This is a genomic window from Blastopirellula sp. SH421 (assembly GCF_057808535.1).
This window is the reverse complement of record NZ_CM173712.1, coordinates 4239423-4257563: the sequence shown is the minus strand read 5'-3', so window position 1 is coordinate 4257563 and position 18141 is coordinate 4239423. Positions and strand designations below refer to the sequence as shown.

General features: G+C 56.8%; 10 protein-coding genes. 2 read left to right on the top strand and 8 right to left on the bottom strand.

Annotated elements, in window-relative coordinates; translation table 11 throughout:
* Positions 1-37 precede the first annotated feature (37 nt).
* The 4 genes from SH421x_RS17235 to SH421x_RS17220 all read right to left on the bottom strand — a co-directional run bounded on the left by SH421x_RS17235 (position 38) and on the right by SH421x_RS17220 (position 7327).
* Positions 38-2677 (bottom strand): M1 family aminopeptidase, encoded by a 2640-nt coding sequence (locus tag SH421x_RS17235; protein WP_488850805.1) that lies wholly within the window; start codon positions 2675-2677, stop codon positions 38-40.
* 103 nt (positions 2678-2780) lie between these two features.
* Positions 2781-4991, bottom strand: coding sequence for an FdhF/YdeP family oxidoreductase (locus tag SH421x_RS17230; protein WP_488850804.1), 2211 nt, complete (start codon positions 4989-4991; stop codon positions 2781-2783).
* 225 nt (positions 4992-5216) lie between these two features.
* Positions 5217-6320 carry a glucose 1-dehydrogenase gene (locus tag SH421x_RS17225; protein ID WP_488850802.1) on the bottom strand — a complete coding sequence of 368 codons (1104 nt, stop codon included), beginning with the start codon at positions 6318-6320 and terminating at the stop codon, positions 5217-5219.
* A 110-nt stretch (positions 6321-6430) separates the two neighbouring features.
* Positions 6431-7327: a carbohydrate kinase family protein gene (locus SH421x_RS17220; RefSeq protein WP_488850801.1), complete on the bottom strand. Its 897-nt coding sequence runs from the start codon at positions 7325-7327 to the stop codon at positions 6431-6433.
* A 469-nt stretch (positions 7328-7796) separates the two neighbouring features.
* Here SH421x_RS17220 and SH421x_RS17215 point away from each other — a divergent pair, with 469 nt between their 5' ends.
* Positions 7797-8810, top strand: coding sequence for an NADP-dependent oxidoreductase (locus SH421x_RS17215; RefSeq protein ID WP_488850800.1), 1014 nt, complete (start codon positions 7797-7799; stop codon positions 8808-8810).
* Positions 8811-8986: 176 nt separating this feature from the next.
* On the opposite strand, the gene SH421x_RS17210 is transcribed toward SH421x_RS17215, so the two are convergent.
* From SH421x_RS17210 to SH421x_RS17195, 4 genes are all read right to left on the bottom strand, one after another.
* Positions 8987-11548 (bottom strand): c-type cytochrome, encoded by a 2562-nt coding sequence (locus SH421x_RS17210; RefSeq protein ID WP_488850798.1) that lies wholly within the window; start codon positions 11546-11548, stop codon positions 8987-8989.
* 162 nt (positions 11549-11710) lie between these two features.
* Positions 11711-12625, bottom strand: a complete 915-nt coding sequence (locus SH421x_RS17205) for an SGNH/GDSL hydrolase family protein (protein WP_488850796.1) — start codon at positions 12623-12625, stop codon at positions 11711-11713.
* A gap of 195 nt (positions 12626-12820) precedes the next feature.
* Positions 12821-13513, bottom strand: coding sequence for a deoxyribose-phosphate aldolase (gene deoC / locus SH421x_RS17200; RefSeq protein ID WP_488850795.1), 693 nt, complete (start codon positions 13511-13513; stop codon positions 12821-12823).
* A 31-nt stretch (positions 13514-13544) separates the two neighbouring features.
* The gene (locus SH421x_RS17195; RefSeq protein WP_488850793.1) at positions 13545-15992 is read right to left on the bottom strand and encodes a multiheme c-type cytochrome; all 2448 of its coding nucleotides are present in this window, start codon (positions 15990-15992) and stop codon (positions 13545-13547) included.
* 256 nt (positions 15993-16248) lie between these two features.
* On the opposite strand from SH421x_RS17195, the gene SH421x_RS17190 reads away from it, so the two are divergent.
* Complete coding sequence (locus tag SH421x_RS17190; protein WP_488850792.1) at positions 16249-18093, top strand: sulfatase-like hydrolase/transferase; 1845 nt, start codon at positions 16249-16251, stop codon at positions 18091-18093.
* The last annotated feature ends 48 nt before the right edge of the window (positions 18094-18141 follow it).

The following is an 18141-nucleotide window of genomic DNA, read 5'->3' as shown; positions in this document are numbered from 1 at the left end:
CGAGGCGTTCGATTTCATGTTAGGTCGAAAGCTGCACTTATTCCGTTTTGGCTTCAACCTTCTTTTTTAGCGTGTTCACATCTTCGGTCAGCTGGGCGTTTTGCTTTTTCAGCTCATCGATCAGTTTGCGAAGTTCGCTCAGTTCACGCGGCGCCGCCGGCTTTTCGGCTTGAAGTTCTTCGATCGCTTTTTTCGCGGCATCTTCGGCTCCTTTTTCTTCGGCGCTTTCGGCAAAGGTTTCCAACACGCTGAGCGCTTCGACGTCTCCTAGCAGGCCTAGCGCTTGCAGCGCGCCTTGGCGAACCGGCGAGCGAAGGTCACTGAGTTGGGCAAGCAGCAATTTGCGCTGCGCGGAAGTGTCATCCTGATTTTCGCTGATGCGGCCCAACGTGGTAAGCGCTGCAGCCAGACCGGTGGTGGTGAAGTCGGCGCGGCGCGACTGGATGGTCTCTAGCAAGACGTTGGCCATGCCGGCGTCACGCCGAGCATTGATCGCATCAACGGCGGCGTCGAGCAGTTCGTTCCGGAAGGATTCGGACTTCAGCAACTCTTGCAGTAACCGATCGACCTTTTCGTCATGGTACTTGCCAAGCGAGCGAACCTGAGCGGCTTGAATCGCCGGATTCGATTCACTGCGGACCATTTCGACAAATTCTTGGATGTGCGTTGGCCGATAGAAGCGGCCGAGCGCTTCGATCACCTCCAGGCGAACGCGAGCATCACTTTGCTTGGTCGAAGCGAGCAAGGCGTCAAACGCTTTATCGGTATGGATTTTTTGCAGCGCCTGGGCCGCTTCTTTGCGAACGCCGTAGAACGGGTCCGCTTGCAAAGCCTCGGTTAATGCGGCGACTACATCGTCCGACTTTTTCTTTTCCAGTTGTTCGATCGCCCACAGGCGGCCCACCATGTCGTCCTTGTTTTTCAGCTGTGCGAACAGCATCTCGTTTGGCTTCTCGAAAGTCACGCGGGCCAACAACGCATAATCAGGATCAAAGCGAACGATCTCCGGCTTTTCATCCAGCGGGACGAACCACTCCTGCTTTTTGTCGTCCGCGCGGAAGGTACGGGTAACGGAACCCCCTGGGGAATCAAAGCGGAACGTGGCCGGAAACGCGTAGAGCAGAACCGACTCGTTGGTTTCGTGCGTTTGTTCGAGCGTCAGGTGGGCCAACTTTTCGTTGGGCAACCAGCGGTAGGTGATTTTGAGATCGGGAAACCGGGCGTGATAAACCCATTGATCGAAAAACTGGTCAAAGCTACGCCCACTCACTTCTTCGATCGTCGCTTGCAGCGCCGGCGTGGCGACGCTCGACAATGCGTTCCGCTCGAGATAAGTTTTAACGCACTCGCGATAAAGATCTTCGCCTAGTTGATTGCGAAGCATGTGCAGCACCCAGCTGCCTTTGGGGTAGGCGCGATAGTCGAACTGTTGGCCGGAGTTTTTGTATTGGTTCCAAACAATCGGCTTTTTGTCGCCGGTCTGCGTCAGAATCCGTCCGGTCGCGTCACGGTAAAGGCCGTATAGCATTGCGTCGCGTCCCGACTTTTTCCCTTCGTACAAATGGGTGTAGTAGGTTGCAAAGCCTTCGTTGAGCCAGAGATGGCTCCAGTCGACGCAGGTGACATAGTCACCAAACCATTGATGGGCCAGTTCGTGGGCGTCGAGGCCGTGCGACGTTTTGACGTTTTCTGTCGCGTCGGCAAAGATAGTAGTATCGGTCAGCGTGGTGATGGTCGTGTTTTCCATACCGCCGGCCAGAAAGTCTGCGATGGTCACTTGATCATACTTGGGCCACGGATAAGGAACGCCGATTTCCTCCTGATAGAAATCCATGATCGCAGCCGTATCGGCGAACGAGTTTTTGGCATGTTCTTTCCAGGAAGGCTGCGTGTAGAAGCCGAGCGGAATGTCGCCTGACTTGCTTTCGAGCTTTTCTAGATTGCCGGCGACTAAACAGATCAAATAGTTGACATGCGGTTTGTCATGCAGCCAGTGGACGACTCGCAGGCCTGACTTCGCGTCGACATCATCGCTTAGCTGGCGACCATTGGAGACCACCGTCATCGTGGGCGGCACGCGGCAGATTACTTCGGTGGTCGATCGTTCGTTGGGATAGTCGAAGCAAGGGAACCATTGGCGAGCAAAGTGCGATTCGCCTTGCGTCCAGCAATGAACATCCTCGGCCGGATAGCCCATCTCCGGCGTGCGGAAGTAGAAACCGCCAGTCGGCTGACTGTGGTGAGCGATCTCGACAAACGCTTCTTCGCCCACCGGAATCGGCTCGGCGAAAGCGATCGTCAGGTCGGTCTTGGTCGACGCAAAGTCCGACACCTCGGCCGAACCGGTAACGCGGTCAATGTTCAGCTCGATTGCGTCGAGCTTTAGTTCTCGCAACGGCTCGCGCAGCGGCACAAATTTGATCGTCGTCACGCATTCGACCGTTCGCTGGGCGAAATCTGGCGTCACGTCCAGCTTGATATGCAGCACATCCACCTGGCGAATCGGAGCGTAGCGACGGCCATCTCCTTCTAAATCGACCCCAAACAAACCCCGAGCGTCATGCGAGTCGCCGCAATAACGACATACGCGGTACGCTTCACCAGCGTTAGCAGAAAACGTCGAAAAAACGCTAAGAAATAGCGCGAAAACGCCCAGCGCAAACAGGCGATACGTCATAGGTAGTCTCTGACGAGTGAAAGGAGTGTGGGGCTCTTTACTACTTTAGTCACAAAGCGATTTTCGTACACCCACGGGTCGCCATTCTGCGCACAATGTGTGTCTAGACGCCCAAAGTTGTGGGGGCTTTTGCGCCAAGCGGACGAACGTCGATGACCACCCCTTTAAAGGCAGGCGTCTTCGACTTTGGATCGGCGCGGCGCGCAACCAGGATGTTCGCTTCGGGGTAGTACATCAGCGCGTTGCCGGGGCGAATGTCGTCGTACTGGCGCACGCGAAAGCCGCGGATCGTGCCGACGTCGGAGGTGATCTCGACTTGCTGATCATGGGCCAAGCCTAAGCGACGACAATCTTCGGAATGGATCAAGATGACATCGCGGCGATCGATGCCGCGGTAGATGTCTGTTTCTTCGTAGACGACGGTGTTGAATTGTCCTTCGCTGCGCACCGTCATCAGCCGGAGTTGATTTTCGGCGCCTTTCAGCGGCGGAATTTCATGCGTGAAAAGTTGCACTTTTCCGGTGGGAGTCGGAAAGATCGGCGTGTGGAAGGTGCGGCCGCCGATTTGAAACTCCTGCTTGGTTTCGTCGATCGTTTCAATCTGCTCGAAGCCTGGCACGACCTTCGCGATCGCATCGCGAATCTTGCCGGTATCTTGCATCGATTTCCAATCCATCGCGCCGTCGTCCCCTAGCACGTCGCTTGCGAGCCGCGCAATCACTTCGACTTCGCTCAATGGACCTTCCAGTCGCCGCGGTCCGCCATCGGAGAGTCGCACGTAATTGAACATTGACTCTTGCGTGGTTGGTTGCGGTTCTTCATCCCGCGCCAGGACCGGCAAGATCATGGTTTCTTTGGCCAAGCCGTTGGCATGGCCGGTGTTGAGCGTCGTACTTAAGAAGACCAGCATCTCTAGTTGCTCGAGCGCCTTGCCGGCAAACGTTTGCTCTGGGTTCGATCCGTACAGATTGCCGCCTAGGCAAAAGCCAAGCTTTAATTCGCCGCGGTCGGCCGCTTCCATACAGCCCAGCGTATCGAGCCCGACGCTGGTAGGCAGTTGCAGATTAAAGTTCGACTCAAGCCGCTCAAAGATTGCCCGCTTTAATTGCGGAGTGACGCCGACTGAGCCGATCCCTTGGACATTGGAGTGCCCGCGAATCGGCATGAGGCCTGCGTGAGGGCGTCCAATCATGCCGCGCATCGCCGCGAGCGCTGCGATCGCCTGGACGTTGTCGACTCCATGGGCGTGATGGGTGATCCCCATGGTCCAGCTAAAGACAACGTTCTTGGCTTTGGCGTAGCGAGTGGCGATGTCGTTGATCTGCTCTCGACTGACGCCAGATTTTGAAAGGATCTCGTCCCAGGTCAACTGGCGCAGATGTGTGAGCCAGGCTTCGCTATCGTCGCAGTGCTCGGCGAGAAACTGGATGTCAGCAGCGCCTTGTTCATCGATCTGCTTGGCGATCCCTTTGAGCAGCGCCAAGTCGCCGCCGATATGAGGCTGCACATACAGGGTGGCGATCTTGGTGCCAAACAGCAAACTGATTGGATCGCTGGGGACGCGAAAGTTGACCAGGCCGGTTTCGATCACCGGGTTGATGACGATCACCTCTCCGCCGCGACGACGTACATGCTTGAGCGTTGACATCAAACGGGGATGGTTGCTGGCCGGATTGCCGCCGATCACAAAGACGAGATCGGCATGCTCAAGATCTTTCAGCTGCAGTGTCGCCGTCCCGCTGCCGATGGTCGAGGCCAATCCGACGCCGCTGGCTTGATGACAATAGTAGCTGCAATTGTTGACGTTGTTGGTGCCGTAGATCCGCGCGAAAAGTTGCAGCAGAAAGCCGGCCTCGTTCGAGCTGCGGCCGCTGAAGTACCAAAAGGTCTCGTCAGCCGGTAGGCTCTTTAGCTTGTCGGCGATGCGGCGGAACGCTTCGTCCCACTCGATTGGCCGATAGTTGCCGGCGTCGCGCTCGTAGAGCATCGGCTGCGTTAAGCGGCCGCTATGTTCCATTTGGTATGGCGTGAACTTGGCGAGCTGCGCGACGCTGTAGGTCTGCCAGAACTCGGGTTTGACCGCGCCTTGCATGTCGGCGACCATCGCCTGAAGCGACTTTTTGCAGACCTCGGGGAAGCTGCCAACTTCGTTGACCATGCCCCCCTGTTGACCGCCCATGCCTAGAGCACACGTCTTGCAGGCATTCTTGCTCCGCATCGCCTTCCACAGTTTCCAAATGCCGCCGGCTTGGCGCCCTTTGGTAAACGTGTATTTGATCGCTTGCCATCCGCCGCCGCTGGAAAGTTTGCGCATGATTTTTGAGGGAGAGAGAGGAGGGAAGGGGGGTGTCCCTCGAATCATAGCAGATCGCGGCAATAGCGACAAAAAAAGACTCGGCGATTTGCGGTTCGCCGAGTCTCTTTAAATTTGTGCCACGGCTCTGTGAGCCGTGCGAATCGCCGAATGACTTGAGCCGAACGAAGACACGGCTCACAGAGCCGTGGCACGCACTAGATCGAGCCCGAACAGTTACTTCGCTTACTCTTCCGCGACGTTTACATAGACCTTTAACGCCGAGTTGTCTTCGACCAGCAGACGCATCATCTCTTTGTAGTTGTCGAGACCATCGACTGGGTTGGTCAAGATCTTCTCGAGCACGCCGGGATAGGTGACGTCGCCTAACGCCAGGTCGCGAATGCCCAGCTCAAAATGCTCGCGGTTGGCGTTGACCGAACCGAGCAGCAGTTTGTTACCCAGTACCCATTCGATGTTGATCTTGTCAGTCGGCAGTTCGTGCTGAACCTGGCCGCCGGTGATCGAAGTCCAAGCGAGCACGCCGTTGTGCCCTAGGTACTTCATCGCTTCAAAGGCCATCTTGCTGCTGCCGGTCGCATCGATAATTATTTGCGGCCGGCCAGTCTGCTTCATCAGTTCTTCTAAGGAAGTCTCTGTCGAGCTGACGTAAGTCGCTTCTAGGCCTTGGACGATCTCGGACTTCAGGTGCGGACCCGGCGCCCGAGCGACGGTATAGACCTGCAAGCCGCGCAATTTGAGCACCAGGGTCGAGAGCAAGCCGATCTGACCGGCGCCCAGCACCCACGCAACCTCGGGGCGCCAGACCTTCATGCGGCGCTGCACTTCATAGACTTGATGAATCGCTTTGGCGGCGCAGCTCATCGGCTCCATCAGCACATGCAGGTGCTTCAGCCCGGTCGGCACTTTGACGATGTACTCTTCTTCGTCGGCCATGTACTCGGTTAAGAAGCCATGCAGCAGGTTGATTCCCCGCTCGTAGTAGACTTCTTCGCTGGTCATGTCGTACGTGCCGATCAGATCATAGATCGATCCGCCGGGACGACGCACGGTGGCGGTGACATAGTCGCCTGGTTTGACGCGCGTGACGTTGGGGCCGACTTCCATGACCAGGCCAAACGACTCGTGGCCAAGCACGAGATATTTGTCGCCGGGAGGGGCTCCGCCGTACAACGCTTCGTTGATCTCTTTGTCGGTCGCATCGACGCCGACTTTCAAAATCTTCACCAAGACCCCGTTTCCCTTAGGAAACTGGTCCAGCGACGGCATGGGAATATCTTCAAGGTGGACGCTATGGGGCGTGCCGGGCGTGACCGCAACTGCCTTCATTGGTGAGTTACTCTCATCAGATAATGCAAGCGACGCCGCTAAGGTGCGGCTAAGATTGGCCATCGTACCAAAGGCCCTACAGGCTCGAAAAGTGGGGCAGTGAGGTCCGACTATCCGAAATGCTGGGGGATTTTGGCGATTTCAGCGCTTAAATCAGGCATCGCGCCAGCATTGGACGCTACCAATGCCGCCAAGTGATTGGCGAAGCTGGCCATCTGAGCGACTGATTTTTGGTGGATCAGCCCATGGGCGATCGCTGCCGTAAACGAATCTCCGGCGCCAACCGTATCGACGATCTCAACCGGGATGCCGGGCTGACGACTTTGCTCGGCGCCGCGCGCCACCAAGCAGCCATCTCCTCCTAGCGTGATGCAGACCGCTCGCAGCCCAAAAAATTGCTGCACTTCGGTCGCAAAAGATTCGATTTCGGTCGGCAGCCCAAAGTTATTGGCCAAGTAGGCGACTTCTTCTGCATTCAGTTTCAATGCGTTGGCCCATTGCAGCGAAGACTCGATCCTCTCTTTATCGAACCACGGGGGACGCAGGTTGATGTCATAAATCTTCCAGGCGTCACTCGGCGCCGCTCGCAAGCAGTCGTAGATCATCAACTGGCTCTCGCGACTGCGCTGCGCCAAAGTTCCAAAGCAAATGGCCGCCGCTTTCGAGCAAAGAACCGCCGTCTCTGGCGTAAATTCTAAATAGTCCCAAGCGACATCGTCCACAAACGTGTACTGGGGATCGCCATCAACAAACTCGACGCGGACCTGACCGGTCGCATGCTGCGGATCACGTTGGACGTATTGATCGTTCAAACCATGCTGCGATAGATAGTGGACAAATTCGTCCCCTAATTCGTCGACACCCACCCGGGACAGAACCGTTCCCCGCAGCCCCAACTGTTGCGCATGAAAAGCAAAGTTCGCCGGAGCCCCGCCGGGACGCCGCTCGTCGGGGAAACAATCCCATAAAATTTCGCCAAGGCCGATTACTGGTCGAGATTCTGTCATCGCGCTGCTGATTCCTGTTGTCCATTCGGTCGCACATGCTCCAGTCTAGAGAACTAGCAGCCTGCGCCCAGCGGAAAGCGGAAAATCGTCGTCTACCTGGGCGCCTTTTGAGGTTGAACTCTCTAGCAGGACCGTCAGAAAGAGAACCCGGCATCCGTGGATCGCGGCGTGGATACCGCAGCAACGTGATCAAAACATGGAAATGATTGTCTGCAACATTTCTGTTTGACGAGGACTAACGAACTGCGAAGATTTGAGGGCGATCAAATGGACAGGTCGGTTCTGGTTCCACTGCGAGCTGCCCACTCAACGAGGTAATTTTCGTCGTACTTCGCGGCTTTTCGATTCCAGGATCGGAGGCAATCTTCCTTCGAGTCGATGGGGGGCGGGATCACACGCCGTAACGTAAAGTGCTGGGTCGATTGGAAGATAGGACTCGATTTTTTCTAACTCTCTCGAAGGCGATCCCATGACTGTACCCACCAAGTCTCAGCAGATCGAACTCGCTTCGCGTCCCAGCGGTCTGCCCACTTTGTCGAACTTTCAACAGCAGACCGCCCAACTGTCGGCGATCCAGGAGGGAGAATTCCTGGTAAAAAATCAGTGGATGTCGGTAGACCCTTACATGCGCGGGAGGATGAAGGCAGGCGAGAGCTACGTGCCGCCGTTCGAAATTGGTCAGCCGCTCGAAGGGGGCTGCATCGGTGAGGTCGTCCAGTCGCGTCATGACAAGTTCAAAACCGGCGACATCGTGCTAGGCAATCTCGGTTGGCGCGAGTATTGGAAATCAACAGGTCAGGGGGTCACCTTGGTCGATCCCGAGCTCGCGCCGGTGCAGGCGTACCTGGGCGTACTGGGAATGACCGGCATGACCGCGTGGGTTGGCTTGCACAAGATCGGCAAGCTCCAAGCGGGAAGCACCGTTTTTGTCTCGGCGGCTTCCGGCGCGGTGGGTTCGGTAGTATGTCAGCTTGCCAAAGCCAAGAAGTGCCGCGTGATCGGCAGCGCCGGGAAAGCAGAGAAGATTGAGTGGCTGCAACAGAAGGCCGGTATCGACGCCGTGATCAACTACAAACAGACAAAGGATCTAGTCGGCGAACTGGCCCAGCATGCTCCGGATGGGATAGACGTTTACTTTGACAACGTCGGCGGCGACCACCTAGAAGCGGCGATCGAAGTGATGAATGACTTTGGTTGCTGCGTGGAATGCGGCATGATATCGACCTACAACGCGACCGAGCCAACCAGCGCCCCGCGAAATCTGTTTAAGGTGATCGCCAAACGAATCCGTATGCAAGGTTTTATTGTGGTAGACCACATGCAGGACCAAAAGGAGTTCCTCCAAACGATGGCGCCACTGATCCAAAGCGGCCAGGTCGTCTGGGAAGAAAGCGTCACCGAAGGTTTGGAGAATGCACCGCAAGCATTTATTGGGCTGTTTGACGGAGATAATCTTGGCAAGCAGTTGGTTCGTTTGGTGTAAGTCGACTTCGGAGGAGCGTTGAGACGCACCTAGCCCTGCGGATCTCGTCTGAAAATGAAACCGCGTGGTAACGCAAGCTTGCGTTACCACGCGGTTTTTTGGGGTTTATTGACCAGGCCGGTTTCAGGTGCGTCATGACGCAACCTGCCTGGACTTTCACACAGCGAAAGGCGCCACTACTTCTGGAAGAAGTCGTGCTGCGAATCGCCGCCGCTGATCAGGTAGGCGATCAGGTCGAGGATCTCGTCTTGGGTCATCGATTTGAACAGACCAACCGGCATCGCAGAGACCTTAGAGACGGCCATCTCTTCGATATCGTTGCGATTGATGTTGACCTGTTTGTTGGGAACGGTCAGGTCGGTGTTCAGCATGATTGAGTCGCCGTTGAGATTGACGACCACGCCGCTGTAAACTTTACCATCGACGGTCAGCACGTTGATCGCCGAAAATTGTTCGTTGATCACTTTGCTGGGATTGACGACTTGATCCAGCAAGTCGTGCGGAGAGTAGCGCCGTCCGGCCGAAGTCAAATCGGGACCGGTCATACCTCCTTGGTCGCCAAAGCGGTGACAAGCGTAACAGCCGGCGGCGGCGAACATCTTGCGACCATTCGCATAGTCGCGCCCTTTCAGCCCTGTTTGTGCGGCGCTGGAGAGTTCTTCAAGCGTCCACTCTTTGGTTTCTCGTCCGGCGAAGATTTCGCCCAAGTTCTCTAGCACCGACTTCTGCACCGGTTTTTTCGCCAGCACTTCTTTCAGCGATTCTTTTTCGGATTCGCTGAGCGATGCGACGGCGTCGTTGCGGATGAACTCGATGAACGTGTCGAAGCTGGCTCCACCCTTGTAGTTGGCCGCTTTGAGGAACCATTCGATGTACTGCGTCCGCAGCTCAGGCGTCCAACCGGCTGTCAAAAATCGGATTGAGCGAGCGTATTGCATCTGCTCTTCCTGAGTGGGAGCTGCTGCGATCAACGCCATCGCTTTGGCGGCGACGGTCGGGGACTGCAGCCAGGCGAGCGTCTCGCTCAACAGCCAATTTAGCTCGGTCGATTTAGCAGGAAAGAGAGGGTCCAACTGAGCGATCAGCTTGTCGATGGTCGCCTGATCGGGGCTTCCAAAGCGATTTAGAATGATCTGTGTAGTGCGGACCAAAATCAGTTGCTGCGTCAAGTCGAGCTTCTGCGCGTCGATCGCAGTGATGGCCGCAAGCAGCTTGTCACGCATTGCGGTATCGATAGCAGGAGTCTCTGGCTTGCGATGCAGCGGATCAACGCCGGTTACGCGGGCCAGCGCGAGCAGCGCGGTGACTTGCTTGGCGGGGTCAGGCTCACGAAGGGCTTTGGCTTCCCACGATGCAACCGGTTGATGCTCAATCGCCGTCCGCGCGGCGAAGCGAATGAAGCGATCTTTGTCAGCCAGGTGAGGCCAAGCAGCGTCGATCGCGGCGGGATCTTGCTTGCCATGAAAAGCTTCGAGCGCGTGACGCAGTTCGCGAGCTTCGCTGGCAGTTGTGGGCGCCGGGACCTGCTGGGTGGATTCGTCGCCGACATAAGTCACTCGGTAGAGACCCGACTGCACGCGTCGACCACCGATGGTGAAATACATTGCGCCATCGTGCGGATTAATAATCGCGTCGGTGATCGGCAGCGGGGCGCCGGTCACAAACTCTTCTTTGGTCGCCGTGTAGGACGATCCGTTCGGCTCGAGATGCACTGCGTACAGTTTGCCCCAGCTCCAATCGAGCGCGTACAACGCTTCTTGATATTTGGCCGGAAACTTGGCCCCATAACCAAACGTCATGCCGGTTGGTGAGCCGGGGCCGATATCAAGGATGCCAGGCAGGTTGTCCGCATAAAACGGCATCCGTTTGCCGGCCCCGTTGCGCCAACCAAACTCGGCGCCGCTGGTGACGTGACAAATGCGGGTCGGGCGATACCAAGGAGTGTTGAAGTCGTATTCCATGTCGGCGTCGTAGGTGAAGAGTTCGCCGTCATGATTGATCGCCGCATCAAAGATGTTGCGAAAGCCGTTGGCGTACGCTTCAAACTGCTTGCCGTCAGGCGAGACGCGATAGATGATTCCGCCGGGGGCCAAGACGCCGCGGTTGTGACCGCGACCATCAGGCATGCTGGGAAGCAAATGGTCTTCACCCCAAACTTGGCGAACCGGTGACGAATCTTCGATTTTAGGCGGAATCGTGTTGTTGCCGGTGATCAGATACAACGCTTTGCCATCAGGCGTGGGAAGGACCGCATGCACGCCGTGGTCGCTGCCAGAGTTTACCTCGCGAAGCAACTCAACCTTGTCTAGCTGATCGTCACCGTTGCTATCGGTGATGCGGTAGAGGCCAGAGGGGATCTTGCGTTCGTAATCGTTGACGCCGACATACAGCGAGTCGAATGCCCACAGCATGCCGTTGACGCCGCGGATATCGGCTGGCACTTTTTGCACATCGTCAGCAGTGAGCTTTTTTCCGTCCTTCGGCAGAGTGATCCGATACAGCCCGCCGTATTGATCGCTGACCAGCAGGCGCCCTTTGTCGTCGGTGCAAAGGTTGACCCACGACCCCTGGATATCGGACGGCACGGAATAGAGTAGCTCGACTTTGAAGCCGGGCAGCGCCGAGATCCGGTCAATCGGCGTGGCCGTGTTACCGCTGGCCGGCGGCTTGATATCTGCGGCCAATGCGACCGAGATGGTCCATGAAAACAGCAGCATTGAAAAGATAAAGCGAGGCATGATGGCGTGCATCCCTGATGTTTTTCAGAAGAGTTGGGCTTTACGGCAGAATCTAGGTGAGACTTCTTATGATAAGCAGCAGAGCGGCGCCGTACCAGCATCCGCGGAAGGGGGGAGTAAACGGAGCCGTTTTCAGGCGACCGCTGACGCAGCGCCCCCAGACTATTTCTGCCGCCGTAGTTGATTGATCTGCTGTTGCAGCGTGGCCGCGGTTGCTTCGGCGTCGCCCAAGGGATGGGGATCGACCGTTTTCTCGCGGGTATAGCCGATATGCTTCATCCAGTTGGCCGACCGCTGGCCGCGCAGTTGGGCGACCTGTTTATACAGCGGGTCGGCTTGGATCTCGGCGAGCGATTGTGAGGGGACCGGGACATGCAACGCCGACAGGATGGTCTTCGCCATCAGCAAGTGGCCAGCTTCGCCGGGGTGGACATGGTCTTTGGCGAAGACCTCGGTCTGGGCGTCCCGGGCTTTGCGCATTGCGGTGTGCAGGTCAATTACTTGCACGCCGGGAACTTGCAAACCCATTTCCCAAGCGGCGTACGCGGTCATGACCGAGTCATAATTGAACTCGCCAGACTGGGTCGTTGCGTCGTAGATCGGCGGCGTGACCAGATAAATCTGTTGAACGCCAGCGGCTTGGCATTGCTGGATCAATTGCTTCACGCCGGTTTGGAAAGCGGCAAAACGCTGCGGATCGAGCGGCAGATAAATCCCGTCGTTGATGCCGTAACAGGCAAACACAACATCCGGCTTGGCCTTGTCGAGCAAGCGTCCCAGCCGCTCAAACAAACAAGGCCGGGGGAATGCACCGCCGGCATGATTGTCTTCGCTGAGACCGGACAACGTTTCGCTGGCCAGACCGAGCCCCAAGATGTCAAAGTCCTGCTGCGGATAGAGCTTCTCGAGATAGTAGTCGACAAAGGTGACATATCCGCCGGCTTGGGTAATGCTGTCGCCAAGAAAGACAATGCGCTTGTTGGCGATCTTGTCGACAGTGGGATTGGGCTCGGCGGCGATAGCCGGATTGAGGAAGAGAAGCATTGCTACGCAGGCGAAGAGGAGGGGCGATTTCATCGGGGGACCTTAGGATGGGCAAGAGAAGTATTCGCGGGGGGGGCGGCGTATTGGAGGATAAACCAACAGCGTCGCGGAGTCAAAGTATCGTGGACACCGGGTGCAGCGTGAGCTGGAAGCGTGAGAGTTGACGATGCAATCTAGCGAACCACTTGAACACCAGTCTCGCTGGCGCTGCGAGCTAGGACTGAAACGCTACTCGCTGGGATAGCGCGCGTCAAACTCGGCGAGGATCGCCGCGGTTCGGCTCATCCCAATGCGATCAGCCCCAAGCTCGCAATATTGCAGGAAGGTCGTGAGGTCGCGGATTCCTCCGGCTGCTTTGACCGGACTGCGCGCGTGTTCTCGCATTAGGCGGACGTCGTCGAGGGTTGCGCCGCCGGTTCCAAAGCCGGTCGAGGTCTTGACCCAGTCGGCGCCGGACTCGTTGCAGATTTGGCACAAGCGGATTTTTTCGAGCTGCGACAGGTAGCAGTTCTCGAAGATCACTTTGATTTTTTGACCGGCGTCGTGCGTCATGGTGACCAACTGAGAAATTTCTTTGCGGACCAGTTGCCAGTGTCCGCTTTTGACTTCGCTGATGTTGACGACCATGTCGAGCTCTTCGGCGCCTTCGACCAGGCATTGTTCGGCTTCGTGCAGTTTGGCTCGCAGCGGTTGATTGCCGTGCGGAAAACCGATTACCGTACAGGTCTTCACTCTACTGCCGGCCAACATCCGCGCACAGCGACCGGCGAAGAACGACGGGATACAAACGGACGCCGTCTGTAGATGGTGTCCCAGCAGGCAGGCGTCTTCCAGTTGATGCTGCGTTGCGTTGGGAGCGAGCAGCGTGTGGTCGATGCGGGCCAGCAGTTGAGCGCGTGTGAAGTTCAAGGGAGAATCCATTCCAAAATTTCGACAGCACAAGGGGATCGGTCTAGCGCTGTTCAGGCTCGGGCTGACGCTGTTCACGAATTTCCTGCTCGACCTGCGCCAGACCGGGGTCGTCAGGGAGGATTTTTCGAAGGGTCTGAATGGTGGCTTTCGCCGCTTCCCATTTTTCTCGCTTTTGTTGCAAGCGAACCAATGCGGTCAGGAAGGTAACCGAATTGGTTTGGATTTCGGCCGCGCGGGCGATCGCTTGTTCGGATGCTTCCAACTGGTTGGCCTGGTACAGGGCCAGGCCATAACGATACTGGACTTCGGCGACGCTGGGCAATTGAGAGGCGTCACGAGCCAGATTGCCCAGTTCTTCTTCGCGCAGGTGGGCGATTTCAAAATCACGGATCGCGACCTCTTCGGCTAGTTTGCGCGCTTCGGCCCGTTTGCCGCTAGCGGCGAGCTGTTGAAATTGTTGCCGAGCCGGCGCCAAGCGACGCGTTAACAGTTCGGCCAGATTCGAGCGGGGACCGGTGACATTGGGCTGCACGCGGATCGCGGCGCGATACCATTTTTCGGCGTCGGTGGGGTTGCCCATCGTTTCGGCCAGAGCACCAAGCGCCAAGAGCGCGCCGGCTTGATCGGCGTTTCGTAGCAGCGAATCTTTGAGATCGGTCAACGCGCGGTTGAACGCCTCTTCTTTGCCGTTGAGCTTTAAATAGTCAATTGAGGTTCCGGCCAATGCGCTGGCGGCGTCAGTCCGTACGGTCCGCGTAGGATCATCGAGACCGTTCATCAACAGCTTCAAGATCTCGGGACGCGGCAATGCGGAGGGCGCTAGAAATTCGGCCACCATGATCGCGGCGCTGCGCAGTTGCGGATCGGAGTCGGCCAAGGCCAGCTTAACGGTGCGCCCCATTTCGGGCTGATCGTTGAAAGCGCCCAATCGCGTCAGCGCACTCGCGCGAACAATGCCTGGCTGCTGCGGATCTTTGACCAGATCGACCAACGCAGCGAAGCTATTGGGGTTGTCTTGCCATGCCGCAGAGAGGGTGTGGGCGAAGCTTGGCTTATCTGCGGCGAAGTCTTTGCCGTACCACTCAAGGACGGTCTGTTCGGCCCAAGCGTCGATCTCGGCCAGAGCCTGTTTGACCTCTTGATCGCCGTTGCGGGCGGCGGTCATCCAGTCGCCATAATTTTTGAGACTGGCTCGTTTTTCTGGCGACAGCTTCGCGCGATCGAGATGGCACTGGGTGCAGGCGTTAGGCGTCTGCAGCGCGACCGACAAGTCGGGGCGCGGAATGCGTATGCTGTGATCGCGACGCGGATCGACCTCCATGTAAGTCGTCTCGGGCATGTGACATTCGACGCACGATGCGCCGGTCCCCCCGGCTTTGTGGAAGTGGTGGGCTTCGGTGTCGTATTTGCCGGCCGGGTGCTGATGGCACGACGTGCAGAGTTTGTTTCCCTCGAACTTGATCTTGGTCGAATGGGGATTGTGGCAATCGGTGCAGCGGATGTTCTTGTGATACATCTTGCTTTGCAGGAACGAGCCGAAGACATAATCTTCTTCAAGTACCTGACCGTCGCAGTAGTAAGTGGTGGGCATGATCAACTCGTTCGAGAATTGATCGTAGTAACTATCGCCGCGCTCGTAAGTGGGGCAGACCACGCGCCGCCGCGAATGACAGCCGGCGCATGATTGAACTTGGGGGACGTTGCTTTCGCTCTTCAGCTGTTTCAGTCCGTAGCCATGATTGCGATCCCAGAAGAGCGACGTGCGATTGGCGCTCTCGACATGCAAACTGCCGGGGCCGTGACACGCTTCGCAGCTGACGTCAATCTCACTGAAGGTGGTGTGATAGCTGTTGCTGGCCAGATCAAAATTTTTGTGCAGATTGGTCGAGTGACAATCGGCGCACATGTGGTTCCAGTTTTGGGCCGAACCGGTCCAGTGCAGCGGATCTTGCGGCGAAAGCTTTTCGTCCACGTCAGGCGGAGGTAGATAGAACCATTCTTTTTTGTGGGTGTCCCACGAAATCCGCAGCACTTGCACGCGGCCGATCGAACCGGCGGGAGAGCCCGGCGTGGGAGGTTCGATCTCGACCATGTACTGCTGCAACGGATCGACGCCGAAGACGTACTTCACCTCGAAATCCTGCATTTTGCCGTCAGGGCCTTCGGTATGAATGAAGTATTTGTCATCGCGGCGGAACATGCGAGAGTGGATGTCAAAATGGGTGAACTCGGCGTCGTCGAAATCGCCCAGCACCGTTTGCTCGGTCGCCAAGTCCATGGCTTTGTCATGGAACGAGTCTTTAAAAGCGTCGTGCTCGTCTTGATGACACTCGATACAAGAGTTGCGGCCAACGTACTCTGCTTTCCTCGTGACCGGGATCGCGCCCCAGTACCAATCGGCGAAGACCACCCCACCCAGCAGCATCGCGATCAAAAAAGGGATCGCGATCAGCGGGATTCGTCGGAGTATGGAGAAGCGAGAGGGCATTCGATTTGGTAAAAAAAGAGGGGAAAGTTGATCGGGTTTCCACTATCATCATTAGCATAGCTCTCGGCACAGGCCGAGTGCATGACGAAAAAACGGAAGATATCGAGTATTCGGAAGGTTATTCATCCCGATTTGCTCCTGCTCCCCACTATTTCGCCAATGATCGCTCACTTCAAGTTAACGGCTCGGCGATCGATCGTCTGCCGCCCTCATCCTGATTTTTCCCCGCTTTGTCCCGCACCGCTAAGGCTCTCCCATGCGCAATCTGATTGCCCTGGTCGTTCTACTCGTTTCGCCGACACTGACTTTGGCCGAACAGCAGCTTCCCAATATTTTGTGGATCTCAAGTGAGGACAATGGGCCTCAGTTGGGATGCTACGGCGACCCATACGCCGACACGCCGAATCTGGACGCACTGGCGGCCAAAGGGATGAAGTATCTCCATTGCTGGTCGAATGCGCCTGTCTGTGCGCCGGCCCGCACGACGATCATCTCAGGCATCTATCCGCCGTCGACCGGCGCCGAGAATATGCGCAGCCTTACCCATTTGCCGGCAGAATTCAAAATGTTTCCGGCGCTGCTGCGCGAGCAAGGTTATTACTGCACCAACAACAGCAAAGAAGATTACAACCTCGACACCACCGGCAAGGTCTGGGATCAATCAAACAACAAGGCGCATTGGCGTAGTCGCCCTGAAGGAAAACCGTTTTTCGCGGTCTTCAACTTCACCATTAGTCATGAGAGTCAGATTCGCAAACGTCCGCACACGGCGGTGCACGATCCGGCGAAGGCCCCAGTTCCGTCCTACCATCCCGATCGGCCTGAGGTGCGCCAAGATTGGGCTCAATACTACGACAATCTGACCACCATGGACCAACAGGCGGGCCGCGTGTTGCAGCAGTTGAAAGCCGATGGTCTGGAAGAGGAGACGATCGTCCTGTACTGGGGGGACCACGGCAGCGGCATGCCGCGCAGCAAACGGACTCCGCTGAACTCAGGCTTGCACGTTCCCTTAATTGTGCATGTGCCGGAGAAGTGGAAATCGCTGGCGCCGTCAGAATACAACGTAGGCGGCGATTCAGAACGACTGGTTAGTTTTGTCGATTTTGCTCCGTCGATGCTCAGTTTGGCCGGCGTCGATGTCCCCAGTTGGATGCAGGGAGTCGCGATCATGGGCCCGCAGGAAAAGCCTGCGCCACAGTTTTTGTTTGGTTTTCGCGGGCGAATGGATGAACGGTTCGATCTGGTCCGCTCGTGCAGCGATGGCCGGTATGTCTACGTTCGCAACTTTTTGCCGTACAAGCCGCACGGTCAGGTGCTCGCCTATCAAATGGAAACGCCGACGACTCGGCTCTGGCGCGAGATGTACTTGCGCGGCGAGTTGAGCCCTGCTCAGGCGTTGTTCTGGCAATCGCGATCGGCGGAAGAACTGTACGATCTGACCAGCGATCAAGACGAAGTAATCAATCTCGCCGGCAGCGCTGAGCATACCGAGCAACTGCACAAGATGCGCGCTGCAGTTCACGATTGGCAGATCGAGATTCGGGATCTGGGCTTCTTACCGGAAGGGGAGATCCATACCCGCAGCGCAGGTTCTTCTCCCTATGAGATGGGACATGATCCGAAAAAGTATCCGTTAGAAAAGATCAGCGCGGCGGCCGAGTTGGCAGCGGCGATGCAGGCCGAGAATCTGCCGGTGCTGCAAAAGTATTTGAGCAATGACGATAGCGCGGTCCGCTACTGGGGAGCTCTCGGCGTTCTGATGCTTGGTGAACGGGCAGTCAACAAGTCGACCGAACAACTGCGTGAGGCGCTGCAAGACAAAGCGTACGCTCCGCGAGTGGTCGCGGCTCAGGCGTTAGCCCAATATGGTTCGCCCGCTGACCGAGACAAATCACTGCAAGTTTTGCTGGCGGCGGCCAATCTCACGAAAAATGGTCACTATTCGGCGATGTTCGCGCTGAACGCGATTGATGAATTAGGAGAAATCGCCGCGCCGCTGCTGCCGGAAATACGGAAGCTGCCAACTCAAGGGAAAAACATCCCAGGGCGAGAAAGCTCGTACGTAGGACGCTTGGTAGAGTACATTCTTGAGGAATAAGCAGCTTGCCGTCCGGTTCCGTTTCTAAGGATTATGCCGATTTCGAGT